The sequence below is a fragment of the Cupriavidus sp. WGlv3 genome (assembly GCF_023952475.1).
In the GTDB taxonomy this organism is placed as follows: Bacteria; Pseudomonadota; Gammaproteobacteria; order Burkholderiales; family Burkholderiaceae; genus Cupriavidus; species Cupriavidus phytorum.
The window spans coordinates 39,300-58,783 of record NZ_JALHRX010000025.1 but is presented as its reverse complement, the minus strand read 5'-3'; the positions used below and the strand labels follow the sequence as shown (position 1 = coordinate 58,783).

The following is a 19,484-nucleotide window of genomic DNA, read 5'->3' as shown; positions in this document are numbered from 1 at the left end:
GTTCCGCTGTCCGGGCGTGCCGGTGGTGCCGCTGCTCTCGATCGGCTTCTGCCTGTTTCTGATGGCGCACCTGCAGGCGCTGACCTGGGCCGCCTTCCTGGTGTGGCTGGCGCTGGGGCTGGTGATTTACTTCGCCTATGCGCGGCGCAATGCCGTGCTGCATAACCACGGCGGCTGAGGGTCAACGCGCGCCGCGCTCCGCTGCCGCCTGCATGAATGCCACCGCGCGCGGCTCGTTGGCATAGGCGGCGTTGATGCGGATCCACGCCGAGGTCTCGCCGCCCGGGCGGAAGTAATTGCCCGGCGCCAGCGTCACGCCGAACTGCTCGCCCAGCGTCACCAGTTCGCGCGAGTCCTCGATGCCCGGCGGGCGCGCCCACAGGAAATTGCCGCCGGAGGGCTGGCAGAACACCTCCCAGCCGTTGCCGTGCAGCTGCCGCACCGCATTGGCGACGGCTTCGCGCACGCGCAGCCGCAGCCGCTCCACGTACTTGCGGTAGCCGCCGCGCTCCAGCAGCGCCGCAGTCACCGCTTCGGCAAAGTGCGAGCCGGCCACGCTGGTCAGCACCTTCACGTCGACCAGGTCCTTGACCAGCGCCTTGCCGGCTACCAGGTAGCCGATCCGCAGCGAGGCCGACACCGTCTTGGAAAAGCCGCCGATGTAGATCACGTGTTCGAGCTGGTCGAGCGTGGCCAGCCGGTCGGTGAAATGGGTCTGGAAGTCCGAGAAGATATCGTCCTCGACAAAGCGGAAGCCATGGCGGCGCGCCAGCTCCAGCAGCCGGAACGCCACCGGCGGCGCCAGCGTCGAGCCGGTCGGGTTCTGCAGCACGCTGTTGGTGAAGAACAGCTTGGGCTTGTGCTGGCGCAGCAGCGCCTCGGTGGCGTCGGGGTCGGGACCGTCGGGCGTGTGCGGCACGCCCACCAGCTGCACCCCGTGCAGCCGCAGCAGCCCGAACAGGTTGTAGTAGCCGGGGTCTTCGACGAACACCGTGTCGCCCGGCTTGAGCAGGTGGCGCACCACCAGGTCCAGCGCCTGGCTGGCGCCGGTGGTGATCAGCACCTGCGGCAGCTCCGCCGCAATGCCCAGCTGGCGCACGCGCAGCAGCACCTGGCGGCGCAGCTCCGGATGGCCCATCGGCGTGGCGTAGTGGATCACGCTGTCGATCTCGTTGCGCGAGATCGCGCGAATCGCCTGCGTCAGGCCCTCCACGTCGCGCCAGTTCTCGGGGACGAAGCCGCCCGCCAGCTTAAGCGTGCCGCTGGGGTGGTTGAACTGCTCCAGGATATGGTCGGACAGGTCCTCGGCCAGGCTGGGGTCCGACCAGCCGCGCGCCGAGCGCCCCGCCAGCGGACTGTCCGCCACATAGAACCCCGAGCCCTGCCGCGAATCGAGCAGCCCCTGCGACACCAGCCGGTCATAGGCCTCGATCACCGGGAAGCGGCTGATGCCGTTCTCGGCCGCCAGCTGCCGGATCGACGGCAGCCGCGCGCCGGGGCGCGCCTCGCGGTTGCCGATCCACGCCTTCACGCCTTCGACGATCTGCTCGGTCAGTGGAATTCCGGTGGAAGCATCTAAGATGAGTTTCATGGGCGGAGCTGCCGGTGAGCTGCCGGTGAGCTGCCTGTGAGCGGCGGTGGGCAGGCAACTGTCAGGAAAAACTACTGAACAGTCCATCGAAAACTGTTCACAACTGTACATGGGATTGTAGTGAGGGATGCGAATAATGGAAGGGTGGCGGACGAAGGCGCCGGCATCCCCATCCAGGATGCTACGGCACCCGCGCTGACCGCCGGGCTGACAAGGAGTGCAACATGCGCGAACTACGGACTTTCGAACTGGACCAACCCGGACTGCCGGTGAGCTGGCGCGCCGGTTACGGGCAGACCGTCTGCGCGGTGGCGGGCAAGCTGTGGGTGACGGTGGAAGGCAACCCCAACGATATCTGGCTGGAACCGGGCCAGGAACTGGCGCTGCCCGAGGGCTATCGGGTCTGGCTGTCCGGCGATGGCGCGGACGCACGTTTCACGCTGGCGCAGACGCCGGCACCGTGGTCGATGCAGCGGCTGGCCGCGTGGCTGCGCGCGCTGCGGCATCGGGTGGACGAGCACAGCACCGATGCCTTCGGCGAGTGCCCGCGGATCGGGGCGCTGTGCCGGTGAATCGGCCGGCAGTCGATCCCGATGCGCCGCAAAGGCCACCGACATGGTGGCCTTTTGTTTGCCCGTAGCCCGCGGACACCTACTCTATAAGGACGCCGGCGCCCCGCCGTCCGGGTTCCGCCCCATTGATTTACGTTAACGTCAACGTCATACAATCGATCCGCCCCAACCCCGGGGCGCAGTCCGCGCGTTTCCAGCCAAGCCGGCACAGAGCGGCGCCGGCGGACGCCGCGGTCGCCGCCAACACCCCGACACGGTGGAGACAATGACCGACCTTTCCGATGTCCATGATGTGCGCCGCGGCGCGCCCCAGCCCAAGCCGGTGCAGCCGGGCACAGGGCCGGCCAACAAGGTACGCTTCGTCACCGCCGCATCGCTGTTCGACGGCCACGACGCCTCGATCAACATCATGCGCCGCATCCTGCAGTCGCATGGCTGCGAGGTGGTCCACCTCGGCCACAACCGCTCGGTCGAAGAGATCGTGACCGCGGCGCTGCAGGAAGACGCGCAAGGCATCGCGATCTCCAGCTACCAGGGCGGCCATGTCGAGTACTTCAAGTACATGGTCGACCTGCTGCGCGACAAGGGCGGCGAGCACGTGCAGGTCTTCGGCGGGGGCGGCGGCGTGATCGTGCCCGACGAGATCCGCGAGCTGCAGGCCTACGGCGTGGCCCGCATCTACAGCCCCGAGGACGGCCAGCGCATGGGCCTGGCCGGCATGATCGCCGACATGGTGCAGCGCTGCGACCTCGACCTGAGCCGCTATGCCCCCACCTCGCTCGAGCCCCTCGCCGCCGGCGACCGCCGCGCGCTGGCGCAGCTGATCACCGCGCTCGAAAACGGCAAGGCCGATGCGGCGCTGGTGGCGGCGATGCATGCGCAGGCGCAGCAGGCATCGATTCCCGTGCTGGGCATCACCGGCACCGGCGGCGCCGGCAAGTCGTCGCTGACCGACGAGCTGATCCGCCGCTTCCGGCTGGACCAGCAGGATGCGCTGTCGATCGCCGTGATCTCGATCGACCCGTCGCGGCGCAAGTCGGGCGGCGCGCTGCTGGGCGACCGCATCCGCATGAACGCGATCAACCACCCGAACATCTTCATGCGCTCGATGGCGACGCGCGAGGCGGGCTCCGAGATCTCGCAGGCGCTGCCTGACGCGATCGCCGCGTGCAAGGTCGCGGGCTTCGACCTGGTGATCGTCGAGACCTCCGGCATCGGCCAGGGCGACGCCGCCATCGTGCCGCACGTCGACCTGTCGCTGTACGTGATGACGCCCGAGTTCGGCGCTGCCAGCCAGCTCGAGAAGATCGACATGCTGGACTTCGCCGACTTCGTCGCCATCAACAAGTTCGACCGCAAGGGCGCGCAGGATGCCTGGCGCGACGTCGCCAAGCAGGTGCAGCGCAACCGCGAGCAATGGCACGGCAAGCCGGAAGACATGCCGGTCTATGGCACGCAGGCGTCGCGCTTCAATGACGATGGCGTCACCATGCTGTACCAAGGCCTGCGCGAGGCGCTGGCAGAACGCGGGCTGCAGTTGCAGCCCGGCATGCTGCCGGCGCTGGCCGGCCGCATCTCCACCGGCCAGAACGTGATCGTGCCGCCGGCACGCAGCCGCTACCTGGCCGAGCTGGCCGACACCGTGCGCGCCTACCACCGCCGCGTCGCCGAGCAGAGCCGCATCGCGCGCGAGCGCCAGCAGCTGCGCGAATCCAGCCGCATGCTGCGGGCCGCGCAGGGCGATGGCGCCGCGCTGGACGCGCTGGCCGCGGAGCGCGACAGCGCGCTGGGCCAGGTCGAACGCAAGCTGCTGGCAATGTGGCCGCAGATGCGCGAAGCCTACAGCGGCGACGAATACGTGGTGAAGATCCGCGACAAGGAAATCCGCACCGGCCTGGTCACGACGACGCTGTCGGGCACCAAGGTGCGCAAGGTGGTGCTGCCGCGCTTCGAGGACGACGGCGAGGTGCTGAAGTGGCTGATGCGCGAGAACGTGCCGGGCAGCTTCCCGTACACCGCCGGCGTGTTCGCCTTCAAGCGCGAGAACGAAGATCCCACGCGCATGTTCGCCGGCGAAGGCGATGCCTTCCGCACCAACCGGCGCTTCAAGCTGGTGTCCCAGGGCATGGAGGCCAAGCGCCTGTCGACCGCATTCGACTCGGTCACGCTGTATGGCGAAGACCCGCACGTGCGCCCCGATATCTACGGCAAGGTCGGCAACTCGGGCGTGTCGATCGCCACGCTTGACGACATGAAGGTGCTTTACGACGGCTTCGACCTGACCAGCCCGAGCACCTCGGTGTCGATGACCATCAACGGCCCGGCGCCGACCATCCTGGCGATGTTCATGAACACCGCCATCGACCAGCAGCTCGACAAGTTCCGCGCCGACAACGGCCGCGATCCCACCGCCGACGAAGAGGCCAAGATCCGCGCCTGGGTGCTGCAGAACGTGCGCGGCACGGTGCAGGCCGATATCCTCAAGGAAGACCAGGGCCAGAACACCTGCATCTTCTCCACCGAGTTCTCGCTCAAGGTGATGGGCGACATCCAGGAGTACTTCGTGCACCACCAGGTGCGCAACTTCTACTCGGTGTCGATCTCGGGCTACCACATCGCCGAGGCCGGCGCCAACCCGATCTCGCAGCTTGCGTTCACGCTGTCCAACGGCTTCACCTATGTGGAGGCCTACCTGGCGCGCGGCATGCATATCGACGATTTCGCGCCCAACCTGTCGTTCTTCTTCTCCAACGGCATGGACCCCGAGTACAGCGTGCTGGGCCGCGTCGCGCGCCGCATCTGGGCCGTGACCATGCGCGACAAGTACGGCGCCAACGAGCGCAGCCAGAAGCTCAAGTACCACATCCAGACCTCGGGCCGCTCGCTACATGCGCAGGAGATCGACTTCAACGATATCCGCACCACGCTGCAGGCGCTGATCGCGATCTACGACAACTGCAATTCGCTGCACACCAACGCCTACGACGAGGCCATCACCACGCCCACCGGCGAATCGGTGCGCCGCGCGCTGGCGATCCAGCTGATCATCAACCGCGAATGGGGCGTGGCCAGGTGCGAGAACCCCAACCAGGGCAGCTTCCTGATCGAGGAGCTGACCGACCTGGTGGAAGAGGCGGTGCTGCAGGAGTTCGAGCGCATCGCCGAGCGCGGCGGCGTGCTGGGCGCGATGGAGACCGGCTACCAGCGCGGCAAGATCCAGGAGGAATCGCTCTACTACGAGCAGCTCAAGCACGACGGCACGCTGCCGCTGATCGGCGTGAACACCTTCCGCAATCCGGATGGCGACCCGGTGCCGCAGAAGCTGGAGCTGGCGCGTTCCAGCGAGGCCGAGAAGCAGAGCCAGCTCGACCGGCTGCAGGCATTCCAGCAGGCGCATGCCGACGAAGCCCCGGCGATGCTGCAGCGGCTGCGCCAGGCGGTGATCGACAACCAGAACGTGTTCGCGGTGCTGATGGACGCGGTGCGGGTTTGCTCGCTGGGCCAGATCACGCATGCGCTGTTCGAGGTCGGCGGGCAGTATCGGCGCAATATGTAGAGCCCGATCCACGCGCTGACCGGTAATCGCGCAGGGCGGCCGCGGTGAAGGGCCGCCCTGCGTTACACTCGGATGCTGCGCCGCACCGTCATCGCAGGCAAGCCGACAACCCGGCGCCCGGCGGCAACAAATCCCGAGACCACCGCAACACAAGACCATGGACACCCAGTACAGCCCGAACAACATCTTTGCCAAGATCCTGCGCGGCGAAATGCCGTGCATCAAGGTGTACGAGGACGACGACACCATTGCCTTCATGGACATCATGCCGCAGGCCGACGGCCATACGCTGGTGGTGCCCAAGGAAGCCGCGGTCAACCTGTTCGACCTGTCGGAGCGCGGCGCCCAGGCCGCCATCGTCGCCACCCAGCGCGTGGCGCGCGCGGTGCGCGCGGCCTTCAACCCCGACGGCATCTCGATCGGCCAGTTCAACGGCGCCGCGGCGGGCCAGACCGTGCCGCACGTCCATTTCCACATCGTGCCCCGCTACAACGACCAGTCGCTGCGCGGCCACGCGCGCGACATGCAGGAGCCGGAAGTGCTCCAGGGACATGCCGAGCGCATCATCGCTGCGCTGCGCGAGCTGGCGCCCTGAACCACGCATTCAAGCATTCAACCAAGCAAGCAGAGGAAGACAAGATGGCAATCAAGACTGTAGGCATCGTCGGTGCCGGCACCATGGGCAATGGCATCGCGCAGGCCTGCGCGGTCGTGGGACTGAAGGTGGTGATGGTCGACATCAGCGACGCCGCGGTACAGAAGGGCGTAGCCACCGTGGCGGGCAGCCTGGACCGGCTGATCAAGAAGGAAAAGCTGACCGAGGCGCAGAAGGCCGACGCGCTGGCGCGGATCAAAGGCAGCACGTCGTATGACGATCTCAAGGCCACCGACATCGTGATCGAGGCCGCCACCGAGAACTACGACCTCAAGGTCAAGATCCTCAAGCAGATCGACGGCATCGTCGGCGACAACGTCATCATCGCGTCCAACACCTCGTCGATCTCGATCACCAAGCTGGCCGCCGTGACCACGCGCGCCGACCGCTTTATCGGCATGCACTTCTTCAACCCGGTGCCGGTGATGGCGCTGGTCGAACTGATCCGCGGCCTGCAGACCAGCGACGCCACCCACGCGGCCGTGGAGGAACTGGCCAAGGCACTGGGCAAGTATCCGATCACCGTCAGGAACAGCCCGGGCTTCGTCGTCAACCGCATCCTGTGCCCGATGATCAACGAGGCCTTCTGCGTGCTGGGCGAAGGCCTGGCCTCGCCGGAAGAAATCGACGAAGGCATGAAGCTCGGTTGCAATCATCCGATCGGGCCGCTGGCGCTGGCCGACATGATCGGGCTGGACACCATGCTGGCGGTGATGGAAGTGCTGTACACCGAGTTCGCCGATCCGAAGTACCGTCCGGCGATGCTGATGCGCGAGATGGTGGCCGCGGGCTACCTTGGGCGCAAGACGGGGCGCGGGGTGTACGTGTATAGCAAGTAAGTCGGACCGGGACCGGCCCGTGCAATGGGCTGGTCGGGTCTGAGCGAGGCCGGCGGCTGGGTTTTGGGTCAGCGCCGGCCTTTTTCGTTTGTGCTGCCGTTCGACACGGTATCGGCACACTCTGCAACAAACCGGGCGATCCCTTCGGGTAGTCTATGGGGTCGTTCGCGATGACGCGATCAAGAAACTGGTAGAGGAATCCCGCCTATGCGTACTGGCGAACTCATCTTGTACACCACCGAGGACGGGGGGGCGCGGATCCGGCTGCGGGCCGAAGGTGGGACGGTCTGGCTGTCGCAGCTTGAGATGGCGGATCTATTTCAAACGTCTGTTCCCAATATCAATATGCACGTCAAGAACGTGCTTGAAGAGGCCGAGCTAAGCGAGTCAGCAACGATTAAGGAATCCTTAATAGTTCGTCAGGAAGGCACCCGGCAGGTACGGCGCGCGGTCAAGCTCTACAACCTCGACATGATCCTGGCAGTAGGCTATCGGGTTCGCTCCCATCGTGGCACCCAGTTTCGCCAATGGGCCACCACCCACCTGCGCGAATTCCTGGTCAAGGGCTTCGTCATGGATGACGAACGGCTCAAGGACCCCGGCGGCTGGGATTATTTCGATGAACTGATCCAACGCATCCGGGACATCCGGGCGTCCGAAAAGCGGTTCTACCAGAAGATTCGCGATATCTATGCGACGGCCGTCGATTACGACGGCACTACCGAACAGGCGCAGCGCTTTTTCGCCAGGACCCAGAACAAGATGCTGTGGGCCATTACCGGCCATACCGCCGCGGAGCTGATTGCAGCCCGATCCGATTCGAGTCAGCCGAATATGGGGCTTACGAGCTGGAAGGGCGGCAGGGTGCGGCGGAGCGATGTGGGCGTTGCCAAGAATTATCTGCAGCAGCCGGAAGTCGACGCGCTCAACCGCATTGTGGTGATGTATCTCGACTACGCCGAAAGCATGGCCCTGCGTCGCAAGACGATGACCATGCAGGAATGGGCGGACAAGCTGGATGCGTTCCTGGCGTTCAACGAACGCGAGGTCCTGACGCATGCCGGCAAGGTCTCAGCGGAAGTGGCAGAGCGCCTGGCGCTCGAGCGCTATACCGAATTCGAGGCAAAACGGCGCGACGCCGAGCGCCTCGCCGCCGACGCCGAGGATGTCGCGGCGCTGGAACGACTCGAGCAGCAGCTTGAGGGTACCGTGGTCAAAAAACCGTGACCATCGCCTTTTCCCCAGGCTCGCCGTAATCCCGCTTACACCGCGTTATATACCGAAACAATCCGCCGCATCTGGTAACAGGAATGCGCGGTAGAGTGCACCCATTCCGTTTACGACAACACCGCATCATGGCTCATCCGGTTCTCTTTGCAGCGCTGCTCGCTGGCGTCATGTCTTTGCTGGCGGCGCGTTCGGCGATGGCGCATGTCGACGTGGGGGTGCATATCGGCACCCCGGTCTATGCCGCGCCGGCGCCGGTGTATGTGGCGCCGCCGCCTCCCGTGGTGTACGCACCGCGCTATCACGGCTGGCATGGCGATCGCTACTGGGACGGCCGGCGCTGGTATGGGCGGCATGAATGGCGCGGCCGGCATCACCATTACCGGCACCATCACCACCGGCATCACCACTATCGCCACCACGGCCATGGTCATCGTGGCCATCATGGTCACCATGGCCATCGGGGCCACGGGCACTGATCGTCCTGACGGTCGGCGTTGACCGGTCCAGCCGCCGCGGTTAGCGCAACAGCACCAGTCGCGGCACCGCGTCGGCGCCGCTCCACACGACGGCGTTCTGCTGGTATGCCTGGCCCAGCGCCCGCGCCTCGGCCAGCGACAGTCCGGGCACCAGGAAGCTCGGTTCGGCCGGCCAGCCGTTGTCGGGATGCTCGCCGGCGGCTTCGATCGCGCGCAGCCCCAGTGCGCCGAGATCCTGTGCCAGTGCCTGTTGCCGGCGCGCGTTGGCGGCATCGTCGCAGCGCTGGCTGAAGGGATTGGCCGCGGTAATGAAGGCGCTGCAGTCCACCCCCAGCGCCCGGTGCAGCGCGGCCAGCGCGGCGCTGGGCTGGTCGATGCGCAAGGTCATCGGCATGTCGCCCAGCACCCGGTAGTGCGTTTCGCGATACGCCCGCAGGGTCTCGGCGTCGATGGCGCTGGCCACCTTACTCCCCGTACTGCCGCAGTCCGTCGAGGTCCAGCACCTCGATCACGCCGTAGTCCACCCGCACCAGCCCCTGCTGTTCCAGCACCTTCAGCGCCTGGTTGGCGCGCTGGCGCGAGATGCCCGCGAGCAGGCCGATTTCTTCCTGCGAGATTTCCAGCGTCTTGCCGATGCCCGGATACAGGTGCTCGTTGAACAGTGACGACACCGCGCGCGCCACGCGCGAATCGATGTCGAGCAGCCGTTCATATTCCACCGCCGCAATGAACTGTCCCAGGCGCTCGTTGAACTGCGTCAGCAGGAAGCGCGAGAACGGCAGGCTGGTATCCAGCAGCCACTGAAAAGTGTCGCGCGGCAGGAAGGCGATGGTCGAGCGGCGCAGCGCCATCACGTCGTACTTGCGGATCTCCGACTTCAGCACCGCGCCTTCGCCGAACCAGCCGCCGGTGGGCACGCCGGTGAAGGTGACCGACTTGCCCGACGGCGACACCGTGGTGATCTTGACGATTCCTTCGAGCACGCCCAGCCAGTGTTCGGCCTTGTCGCCCTTGTGGCAGACGTAGTCGCCCTGGCTGTACTCGTGCACGAACATGGCGCGGCGCACGCGCTCGCGCTGCTCCGGACTCAGGTCTGCTGCCCACACGCAGCGGTCGACAAAATCGTTGAGCATGGCCTGCGGAAGCTCCGGTAGGGATTAACCCGGAATTGTCACCGGCGTGACAACCGGGGTGGGAGGCATGGGCTATCTTACGATCACCACGGAGCCGGGAAGTGCCGCAAAACAAGGCACGACGGGCTTGATGCGCTGCGGCATGACTGCCGCCAGGCAAAACAAGCCAAGTATAACCACCGGACCGACGCTTGACACCGGGCGTGGACCCCCACGCCGGAGGGACAGGAGACAGCGATGCAGGAATCGTCGGCGACGACCTTCCCGCGATGGCTGCTGGCGCACGCCCAGCAGCGGCCGGAGCATCCGGCCTACCGCGAGAAGGATCTCGGCATCTGGCAGACATACAGCTGGGCCCAGGCGGCACAGCAGGTGAGGGCGCTGGCATGTGGTCTGGCCGCGCTTGGCTTCAAACGCGGCATGAACCTGGCAGTGGTGGGCGACAACCGTCCGCGCCTGTACTGGGCCATGACCGCGGCGCAGGCCTTGGGTGGCGTGCCGGTGCCGCTGTACCAGGACGCCATCGCCAACGAGATGGTCTACGTGCTCAACGATGCGGAGATCGAGTTCGCCATCGTCGAGGACCAGGAGCAGGTCGACAAGCTGCTCGAGGTCGAGGCGCAGCTGGCCGAGTCCGGCCGCGCCGTGCGCCACGTCATCTTCGAAGACCCGCGCGGCCTGCTCGACTACGACCATCCCTCGCTGATGTCGTACGAGCGCCTGCAGGAACTGGGGCGCGAGTTCGACCAGGCCCACCCGGGCTTCTATGACGAGGCCATTGCCGCCGGGCAGCCCGACGACACCGCGATCATCCTCTATACGTCCGGCACCACCGGCAAGCCCAAGGGCGTGTGCCATTCGCACCATGGCCTGATCGGCTCGGCGCGCAACGGCTGCGCCTTCGACAAGCTCAACGCCGACGACGACGTGCTGTCCTACCTGCCGATGGCGTGGGTCGGCGACAACCTGTTCTCGTATGCGCAGGCGATGGTGGCGGGCTTTACGGTGAACTGCCCGGAATCGCGCGAAACGGTGATGACCGACCTGCGCGAGATCGGCCCCACCTACTACTTCGCGCCGCCGCGCATCTACGAGGGGCTGCTGACGCAGGTGATGATCCGCATGGATGACGCCGGTTGGCTCAAGCGCAAGCTGTTCCACTGGGCCATGGACGTCGCGCGCCGCTGCGGCACCGATATCCTCGACGGCCAGCCGGTGCCGCTGTTGGAGCGCGCGCGCTACGCCCTGGGCGAAGCGCTGGTCTACGGCCCGCTGCGCAATGTGCTGGGCATGAGCCGCATCCGCGTGGGCTATACCGCGGGCGAGGCGATCGGTCCGGACCTGTTCCGCTTCTACCGCTCGATCGGCGTGAACCTGAAGCAGTTCTACGGCCAGACCGAGACCTGTGCCTATGTGTGCCTGCAGCCCGACGGCAAGGTCAAGTTCGATTCCGTGGGACCGGCCGCGCCGGGCATGGAGATCCGCATCGCCGACAACGGCGAGGTGCTGGTGCGCGGCGTGGGCCTGCTCAAGTCCTACTACAAGCGCGACGATGCCACGCGCGAGGCCATCAACGACGAGGGCTACTTCATGACCGGCGATGCCGGCGTGATCGACGCCGACGGCCACCTGAAGATCATCGACCGCGCCAAGGACGTGGGCAAGCTGGCCGATGGCTCGATGTTCGCGCCCAAGTACATCGAGAACAAGCTCAAGTTCTTCCCGTACATCAAGGAGGCGGTGGCGTTCGGCAACGGCCGCGACCAGGTCTGCGCCTTCATCAACATCGACTTCGAGGCGGTCGGCAACTGGGCCGAGCGCCGCCACCTGCCATATGCCGGCTACGTCGACCTGGCCGCGCAGCCGGACGTGCTGGAGATGATCGGCGAGTGCGTGAACCAGGTGAACGCGGACCTTGCCAACGACCCGATGCTGGCGGGGTCGCAGGTGGCGCGCTTCCTGGTGCTGCACAAGGAGCTGGACCCGGACGACGACGAACTGACCCGCACGCGCAAGGTACGGCGCGGCTTTATCGCGGAAAAGTACGGCGTGCTGGTCGACGCGCTCTATGCGGGCAAGTCCGAGCAGTTCATCGAGACGCGCGTCAAGTTCGAAGACGGGCGCGAGGGCAGCGTGTCGGCCACGCTGAAGCTGGTGGATGCCAGGCGGCTGCCGATAGCGGCGCGCGCGGCATAAGAGCACAGGTGGAGGCAGCAACATGACACAAGTGGCCTGGCAAGGCGCCGGCAAGCGCGAATGGACCGCGGCGGCACGCACCGATGCGAGCGGCGCCGGCGGTGGCGGTGCGATGGCGCCGGCGGGACCGTTGCCCCCGGCGGGGCTGGCGGATGACAGCGAGGTGCATCCCGGTACGCGCCATGCGCAGCGCACCGGCGCGCAGGCGCGCACCGGCGGCGAGGTGATCCTCGACCTGCAGCACATCTCGCTGTCGTTCGGCGGGGTCAAGGCGCTGACCGATATCTCGTTCGATGTGTGCGAGCACGAGGTGCGCGCCATCATCGGCCCGAACGGCGCCGGCAAGAGTTCGATGCTGAACGTGATCAACGGCGTCTACCACCCGCAGCATGGACGCATCGTGTTCCGCGGCGAGGAGCGCAAGCAGATGCACCCGACCGCCGCGGCGCGCCAGGGCATTGCGCGCACGTTCCAGAACATCGCGCTGTTCAAGGGCATGACGGTGCTGGACAACATCATGACCGGACGCAACACGCAGTTCCGTACCTCGTGGTTCGCGCACGCGCTGTGGTGGGGGCCGGCGCGCAACGAGGAGATGCGGCACCGGCAGAAGGTGGAGGAGGTGATCGACTTCCTGGAAATCCAGTCGATCCGCAAGACCCCGGTGGGGCGCCTGCCGTACGGCCTGCAGAAGCGCGTCGAGCTGGCGCGCGCGCTCGCCGCCGAGCCGTCGATGCTGTTGCTCGACGAGCCGATGGCCGGCATGAACGTGGAAGAGAAGCAGGACATGTGCCGCTTCATCCTCGATGTGAACCGCCAGTTCGGCACCACCATCGTGCTGATCGAGCACGACATGGGCGTGGTGATGGATATCTCCGACCGCGTGGTGGTGCTGGACTATGGCAAGAAGATCGGCGACGGCACGCCGGAAGAGGTCAAGGGCAACCCTGACGTGATCAAGGCATACCTGGGCACTTCGCACTGAGGGTCTGAACCATGACGTTCTTCTTTGAAATCCTGCTCGGCGGCCTGCTGTCCGGCCTGATGTACTCGCTGGTGGCGCTGGGCTTCGTGCTGATCTACAAGGCTTCGGGCGTGTTCAACTTTGCCCAGGGCGCGATGGTCTACTTTGCCGCGCTGGCGGTGGTGGGGCTGATGGACAAGGGCATGCCGATGTGGGCGGCGGTGATCGGCGCCTTCGTGGTGATGATCCTGGTGGGCATGAGCACCGAGCGCTTCGTGCTGCGCAAGCTGGTCAACCAGCCGCCGATCACGCTGTTCATGGCAACCATCGGGCTGTCGTTCTTCCTGGAAGGGCTGGGACCGCTCTTGTTCGGCAATGAAGTGCGCCCGATCAACCTTGGCATCGTCGACGAGCCGATCGAGTCGATCCTGACCAACTTCAACATCGTCATCTCCAAGTTCGACCTGGCCGCCGCTGCCATCGCCGGCGCGCTGGTGGGCTCGCTGGCGCTGTTCTTCCAGTACACCAAGGTCGGCCGCGCGCTGCGCGCGGTGGCGGACGACCACCAGGCCGCGCTGTCGCTGGGCATCCCGCTGCAGAACATCTGGGCCATCGTCTGGGGCGTGGCGGGCTTCGTTGCGCTGGTGGCGGGCATGCTGTGGGGCTCGCGCAATGGCGTGCAGTTCGCGCTGACGCTGACCGCGCTGAAGGCGCTGCCGGTGCTGATCCTGGGCGGCTTTACCTCGGTGCCCGGCGCCATCGTCGGCGGGCTGATCATCGGCGCCTCGGAGAAGCTGGCCGAGATCTATATCCCGCCGGTGTTCCAGTCGATGTTCGGCGGCAACTTCGGCGGCATCGAAGGGTGGTTCCCGTATGTGTTTGCGCTGTTGTTCCTGCTGGTGAGGCCAGAGGGGCTGTTTGGCGAAAAACATATCGATCGCGTCTGACCGACTTCGCACAGGAGAGTTGCCATGTTTTATCGTGAAGCCGGCCAGTTCAAGACCAGCTACGTTACCGACAGCCAGATCTTCCCGATCCGCCAGGACCGCATCGGCTTTGCGGTGCTGATGGCGATCGCCTTCGTGGCGATCCCGTTCACCGGCTCGGAATACTGGTTCTCGGCCATCCTGATCCCATTCCTGATCTTTTCGCTGGCGGCGCTGGGGCTGAATATCCTGACCGGCTATGCCGGCCAGCTGTCGCTGGGCACCGCGGCCTTCATGGCGGTGGGCGCGTATGCGGCCTACAACTTCCAGCTGCGCATCGAAGGCATTCCGGTGCTGCTGTCGTTCCTGCTGGCCGGGCTGTCGGCGGCGCTGGTTGGGGTGGCGTTCGGCCTGCCGTCGCTGCGCATCAAGGGGTTCTACCTGGCGGTGGCGACGCTCGCGGCACAGTTCTTCGTGGTGTGGGCACTGACCAAGTTCCCCTGGTTCTCCAACAACAGCTCGTCGGGCGTGATCACGGCGCAGCGGCTCGACCTGTTCGGCTATGCCATCGACACCCCGGTGAAGAAGTACCTGTTCGTGCTGGCCATCGTCACGGTGCTGGCGCTGGCGGCCAAGAATATGGTGCGCTCGGCCACCGGCCGCGCCTGGATGTCGGTGCGCGACATGGACGTGGCGGCGGAAGTCATCGGCATCCCGCTGATGCGCACCAAGCTGCTGGCGTTCGCGGTCAGCTCGTTCTACTGCGGCGTGGCCGGCGCGCTGTATGCGTTCTGCTACCTGGGTTCGGTCGAGCCGGACGGGTTCTCGCTGGACCTGTCGTTCCGCGTGCTGTTCATGATCATCATCGGCGGCGTGGGCAGCATCATGGGCTCGTTCCTGGGGGCCGCCTTCATCCTGCTGTTGCCGATCTTCCTGGACAACGTGCTGCCGCCGCTGGCATCGCTGCTGCACCTGCCCTTTACCAATGCCACCGTGTCGCACATCCAGCTGATGGTGTTCGGCGGGCTGATCATCTTCTTCCTGATCGTCGAGCCGCACGGGCTGGCCCGGCTGTGGCAGATCGCCAAGGAGAAGCTGAGGCTGTGGCCGTTCCCGCACTGACGGAGCGGGGTCTTATTGTCTGAACGCAGGTCCTGAGTGAAGTACTGAAGCCTACGCATAACGAAACGCCCCACCGAGGGCGAAGGAGACTGTCATGACCAACCTGATCCGTAACGTGCAACGCGCCGCCCTGGTGGTCAGCGCCGCGGCTGCACTGCTGGCGCCGGCGGTGCCGGCACTGGCGCAAAGCAACGAGCAGTTCATCGCGCTGCCGAGCTATCGCGTGGGCCCCTATGGCGCCAACGGGCAGTCCTGGTATGGCGGCTTCATCGACTACCTCAACTACGTCAACCTGAAGGATGGCGGCGTCAACGGCGTCAAGCTGAGCTGGGAAGAGTGCGAGACCGAGTACAACAACGCCAAGGGCGTCGAGTGCTATGAACGCCTGAAGTCCAAGAACGCCACCACCAAGGGCACGGCCTACCACGCCATGTCCACCGGCATTTCCTATGCGCTGGTCGACAAGACCGCGGCCGACAAGGTGCCGCTGGTGATGATGGGCTACGGCCGCACCGACGCGGTCGATGGCTCGGTGTTCCCGTACGCATTCCCGCTGGTGACCACGTACCAGATGCAGGTCTCGGCCATCGTCAAGTACCTGGCCAGCAAGAGCGGCGGCTCGCTGGCCGGCAAGAAGATCGTCTACCTGTACCACGACTCCGCCTATGGCAAGGAGCCGATCGTGGCGCTGCAGGCCGAGGCGCGGCTGGGCAAGTTCAACCTGGTCGAGATCCCGGTGGCGCACCCGGGCAACGAGCAGGGCGCGCAATGGCTGAAGATCCGCCAGGAGAACCCTGACTACGTGATCTTCTGGGGCTGGGGCGTGATGAACCAGACCGCGCTGAAGGCGGCGCAGAAGGTGGGCTTCTCGCGCGAGAAGATGATCGGCTCCTGGTGGGCGGGCTCCGAGGAAGACACGGTGCCGGCCGGCGATGCCTCCAAGGGCTACATGAGCGCCACCTGGAACGTGGCCGGCAAGAGCGTGCCGCTGATCGCCGATATCGAGAAGGTGGTGTACGGCGCCGGCAAGGGCAATATGCAGGACAAGAACAAGGTCGGTTCGGTGCTGTACAACCGCGGCGTGTCGGCGGCGGTGGTGACGGTGGAAGCGGTGCGCGTGGCCCAGGCCAAGTTCGGCAAGGGCAAGCCCATGACCGGCGAGCAGATGCGCTGGGCCTTCGAGAACCTGAATCTGACCAATGCCCGCCTGCAGCAACTGGGCGCCACCGGCCTGCTGCCGGAGATCAAGACCAGCTGCGAGAACCACGAGGGCTCGGGCAAGGTGAAGATCCAGCAGTGGGACGGCAGCAAGTGGGTGGTGGTGTCGGACTGGATCGAGGGCAACAAGAGCCTGATCCACCCGCTGTTCAAGGCCACCGCGGCGCAGTACGCGAAGGAGAAGGGCATTACGCCGGGGTGCTCGAAGAGCTGAGGTCGGACCAATCCCGATTGGTTTCCCCCTCTCCCGCTTGCGGGAGAGGGGAGCAAACCACCGCACTGTGAAGCCCCGAATTACCGCCACACCACCACGAGCCGCACCATGAGCCTCCTGTCCGTCAACAATATCGAAGTCATCTACGATCACGTGATCCTGGTGCTCAAGGGCGTCTCGCTCGAAGTGCCGGAGGGCAAGATCGTGGCGCTGCTGGGCGCCAACGGCGCGGGCAAGACCACCACGCTCAAGGCCATCTCCAACCTGCTGCAGGCCGAGCGCGGCGATGTCACCAAGGGTTCGATCGAGTACCGCGGCGACCGCGTCGATCAGCTCACGCCCAACGACCTGGTGCGCCGCGGCGTGATCCAGGTGATGGAAGGGCGCCACTGCTTCGCGCACCTGACCATCGAGGAAAACCTGCTCACCGGCGCCTACACGCGCGGCCTGTCGCGCGGCCAGACCCGCGACGAGCTGGAAAAGATCTACGAATACTTCCCGCGCCTGAAGACGCGCCGCAAGTCGCAGGCGGGCTATACCTCCGGCGGCGAGCAGCAGATGTGCGCGATCGGCCGGGCCATGATGGCCAAGCCCGCGATGATCCTGCTCGACGAGCCGTCGATGGGGCTGGCGCCGCAGATCGTCGAGGAGATCTTCGAGATCGTGCGCGGCCTGAATTCGCGCGAGAACGTCAGCTTCCTGCTGGCCGAGCAGAACACCATGGTGGCGCTGCGCTATGCCGACTACGGCTACATCCTCGAGAACGGCCGCGTGGTGATGGACGGCGACGCCGAGTCGCTGCGCACCAACGAGGACGTCAAGGAGTTCTACCTGGGCGTGGCCGCCAACGACGCCGACGGCCCCGGCCGCAAGTCGTTCCGCGACGTCAAAAGTTACCGCCGCCGCAAGCGCTGGCTCGCCTAAAAGCGACCGTTTTTCACCCGGCTTGTCACCACGCGCACCTCGGCGCGGGGCAGGCCGCATCCCCTTCCCTGACGCACAGCACCATGCCAGAACACTTCGATCCGCTCGAAACCCGCGCGCCGGAAGTCCGCGAGCAGGCGCTCCTTGCCGCCCTGGCACGCCAGGTGGCCCACGCGCGCGACCAGGCGCCATACTTTGCCGAGCTGCTGGGCGGCGTCGATCCGCGCCTGCTGACCTCGCGCGCGGCGCTGGCCGAACTGCCGGTGACGCGCAAGTCGGATCTGACCGCGCGCCAGCGCGCGCTGCCGCCGCTGGGCGGGCTCAACGCGACGCCGCTGGGCAAGCTGCGCCACGTGTTCCAGTCGCCCGGCCCGATCCACGAGCCCGACGGCCACGACCCCGACTGGTGGCGCACCGCGCGCGCCATGCACGCCGCGGGCTTTCGCGCCGGCGACCTGGTCTACAACACCTTCTCCTACCACTTCACCCCGGCCGGCATGATGATGGAAAGCGGCGCCCACCGCCTGGGCTGCTGCGTGTTCCCGGCCGGCGTCGGCCAGACCGACTCGCAGGTGCAGGCGCTGGCGAGCCTGCAGCCGGCCGCCTATGCCGGCACGCCGTCGTTCCTCAAGCTGCTGCTGGAGCGCGGCGACGAGCTCGGCACGCCCTGCACCAGCCTGGCCAAGGCGCTGGTGTCGGGCGAGGCCCTGCCGCCGTCGCTGCGCAACTGGTTCCGGGATCGCGGGGTGCGCGTGCAGCAGATGTACGGCACCGCCGATGTCGGCCTGATCGCCTATGAAACCGAAGGCGGCGACGGCTGGGTGGTGGACGAGGGCGTGCTGGTCGAGATCGTCGAGCCCGGCGGCTCGCGCCCCATGCCCGAAGGCGAGACCGGCGAGGTGGTGGTGACGGTGCTGGGCAACGGCGACTACCCGCTGATCCGCTTCGGCACCGGCGACCTGTCGGCGGTGGTGCCGGCGTCGTCGCAGCGGCCCAGCCCGTGCGGCCGCACCAATATCCGCCTCAAGGGCTGGCTCGGCCGCGCCGACCAGGCCACCAAGGTCAAGGGCATGTTCGTGCATCCCGGCCAGGTGGCCGACGTGCTGCGGCGCCATCCGGAAATCCGCGCAGCGCGGCTGGTGGTGACGGGCGATCCGGGCGCCGACGTGATGACGCTGCGCTGCGAGGCGACGCGTGAGGATGCCGAGCTGCAGCGCGCGGTGGCGGAGTCGCTGCGCGAGGTGATGCGGCTGCGAGGCGAAGTGGCGTTCGTGGCGGCGGGGTCGTTGCCGCAGGATGGGCGGCTGATCGAGGATGCGCGCAAGTACGATTGACGGTTTGCTCCCCTCTCCCGCCTGCGGGAGAGGGGCGGGGGTGAGCGCCGGAGCATCAACGAAGCAAGGGCGTCGATAGTCCGGAAAGCCTCATGTCTTCCCACCCCCAGCCGGCCGCGTCGGCAACCGCACCATCCACACACTCACCCCCACCGCGCAAGCCAGCAATGCCGCCGACACCAGCGGCCGCCCGCGCAGCAGCCACGCCGTGGTCCCCATCGACAGCCACATCATCGACAGCGCCAGGCATTTCGCCTTGAACGGGATGCTGCGATGCCGCTGCCAGTCGCTGACCAGCGGCCCGAAGCGCGGATGCCCCAGCAGCCATTCGTGGAAGCGCCGCGAACCGCGCGCGAAGCAGGCCGCGGCCAGCAGCACGAACGGCGTGGTCGGCAGCACCGGCAGGAAGATGCCGAGCACGCCGAGCAGCAGGCAGAGCCCGCCCAGCGCCACCCAGACGGCGCGCAGCACGCGCTGGCGGTGGCTCGGCACGGCTTCGGGATCGCGCGAAAGGTCAGGGTTGGAAGGGGGCAA

The 19,484-nt window shown here is 66.4% G+C and carries 18 protein-coding genes; 14 read left to right on the top strand and 4 right to left on the bottom strand.

Annotation, left to right across the window (positions count from 1 at the left end):
- Positions 1–178, top strand: a 178-nt coding sequence (locus MKD38_RS27190) for an amino acid permease C-terminal domain-containing protein (protein WP_305882538.1), incomplete at its 5' end; no start/stop codon positions are given.
- A gap of 3 nt (positions 179–181) precedes the next feature.
- On the opposite strand, the gene MKD38_RS27185 is transcribed toward MKD38_RS27190, so the two are convergent.
- The gene (locus tag MKD38_RS27185) at positions 182–1,591 is read right to left on the bottom strand and encodes an aminotransferase-like domain-containing protein (RefSeq protein ID WP_252681959.1); all 1,410 of its coding nucleotides are present in this window, start codon (positions 1,589–1,591) and stop codon (positions 182–184) included.
- 224 nt (positions 1,592–1,815) lie between these two features.
- Between MKD38_RS27185 and MKD38_RS27180 the strand changes: the two genes are divergently transcribed.
- The 6 genes from MKD38_RS27180 (at position 1,816) to MKD38_RS27155 (ending at position 8,919) form a co-directional block, all read left to right on the top strand.
- The gene (locus MKD38_RS27180) at positions 1,816–2,163 is read left to right on the top strand and encodes a DUF2917 domain-containing protein (RefSeq protein ID WP_252681957.1); all 348 of its coding nucleotides are present in this window, start codon (positions 1,816–1,818) and stop codon (positions 2,161–2,163) included.
- A 265-nt stretch (positions 2,164–2,428) separates the two neighbouring features.
- Complete coding sequence (gene icmF, locus MKD38_RS27175; protein ID WP_252681955.1) at positions 2,429–5,719, top strand: fused isobutyryl-CoA mutase/GTPase IcmF; 3,291 nt, start codon at positions 2,429–2,431, stop codon at positions 5,717–5,719.
- Positions 5,720–5,876: 157 nt separating this feature from the next.
- Positions 5,877–6,314, top strand: coding sequence for an HIT family protein (locus tag MKD38_RS27170; protein WP_252681953.1), 438 nt, complete (start codon positions 5,877–5,879; stop codon positions 6,312–6,314).
- Positions 6,311–7,213, top strand: a complete 903-nt coding sequence (locus MKD38_RS27165; protein WP_256506557.1) for a 3-hydroxybutyryl-CoA dehydrogenase — start codon at positions 6,311–6,313, stop codon at positions 7,211–7,213. The genes MKD38_RS27170 and MKD38_RS27165 overlap by 4 nt, the downstream gene beginning before the upstream one ends.
- Positions 7,214–7,420: 207 nt before the next feature.
- A complete protein-coding gene (locus MKD38_RS27160) occupies positions 7,421–8,440 on the top strand; it encodes a virulence RhuM family protein (RefSeq protein ID WP_252681949.1) in 1,020 nt (339 codons plus the stop codon).
- A gap of 128 nt (positions 8,441–8,568) precedes the next feature.
- Positions 8,569–8,919: a hypothetical protein gene (locus tag MKD38_RS27155; RefSeq protein ID WP_183292621.1), complete on the top strand. Its 351-nt coding sequence runs from the start codon at positions 8,569–8,571 to the stop codon at positions 8,917–8,919.
- Positions 8,920–8,959: 40 nt separating this feature from the next.
- Here the strand turns inward: MKD38_RS27155 and MKD38_RS27150 are convergent, their stop codons facing one another.
- Positions 8,960–9,382, bottom strand: coding sequence for a DUF3293 domain-containing protein (locus MKD38_RS27150; RefSeq protein ID WP_252681947.1), 423 nt, complete (start codon positions 9,380–9,382; stop codon positions 8,960–8,962).
- 1 nt (position 9,383) lies between these two features.
- Positions 9,384–10,052, bottom strand: coding sequence for a Crp/Fnr family transcriptional regulator (locus MKD38_RS27145; protein ID WP_252681945.1), 669 nt, complete (start codon positions 10,050–10,052; stop codon positions 9,384–9,386).
- Positions 10,053–10,289: 237 nt separating this feature from the next.
- Here MKD38_RS27145 and MKD38_RS27140 point away from each other — a divergent pair, with 237 nt between their 5' ends.
- The 7 genes from MKD38_RS27140 (at position 10,290) to MKD38_RS27110 (ending at position 18,950) form a co-directional block, all read left to right on the top strand.
- Positions 10,290–12,248, top strand: coding sequence for an AMP-dependent synthetase/ligase (locus tag MKD38_RS27140; protein WP_252681943.1), 1,959 nt, complete (start codon positions 10,290–10,292; stop codon positions 12,246–12,248).
- A gap of 22 nt (positions 12,249–12,270) precedes the next feature.
- Positions 12,271–13,233: an ABC transporter ATP-binding protein gene (locus MKD38_RS27135; RefSeq protein ID WP_252681941.1), complete on the top strand. Its 963-nt coding sequence runs from the start codon at positions 12,271–12,273 to the stop codon at positions 13,231–13,233.
- Between the two features lie 11 nt (positions 13,234–13,244).
- Positions 13,245–14,159, top strand: a complete 915-nt coding sequence (locus MKD38_RS27130) for a branched-chain amino acid ABC transporter permease (RefSeq protein ID WP_252681939.1) — start codon at positions 13,245–13,247, stop codon at positions 14,157–14,159.
- A 24-nt stretch (positions 14,160–14,183) separates the two neighbouring features.
- A complete protein-coding gene (locus MKD38_RS27125; protein ID WP_252681937.1) occupies positions 14,184–15,260 on the top strand; it encodes a branched-chain amino acid ABC transporter permease in 1,077 nt (358 codons plus the stop codon).
- A gap of 94 nt (positions 15,261–15,354) precedes the next feature.
- Positions 15,355–16,692: an ABC transporter substrate-binding protein gene (locus MKD38_RS27120; RefSeq protein ID WP_111521793.1), complete on the top strand. Its 1,338-nt coding sequence runs from the start codon at positions 15,355–15,357 to the stop codon at positions 16,690–16,692.
- 108 nt (positions 16,693–16,800) lie between these two features.
- Entirely contained in the window at positions 16,801–17,616 is an 816-nt protein-coding gene (locus tag MKD38_RS27115) for an ABC transporter ATP-binding protein (protein WP_018003769.1), read from the top strand.
- A gap of 83 nt (positions 17,617–17,699) precedes the next feature.
- Entirely contained in the window at positions 17,700–18,950 is a 1,251-nt protein-coding gene (locus tag MKD38_RS27110) for a phenylacetate--CoA ligase family protein (protein ID WP_252681935.1), read from the top strand.
- 90 nt (positions 18,951–19,040) lie between these two features.
- On the opposite strand, the gene MKD38_RS27105 is transcribed toward MKD38_RS27110, so the two are convergent.
- Complete coding sequence (locus MKD38_RS27105; protein WP_252681933.1) at positions 19,041–19,484, bottom strand: YbaN family protein; 444 nt, start codon at positions 19,482–19,484, stop codon at positions 19,041–19,043.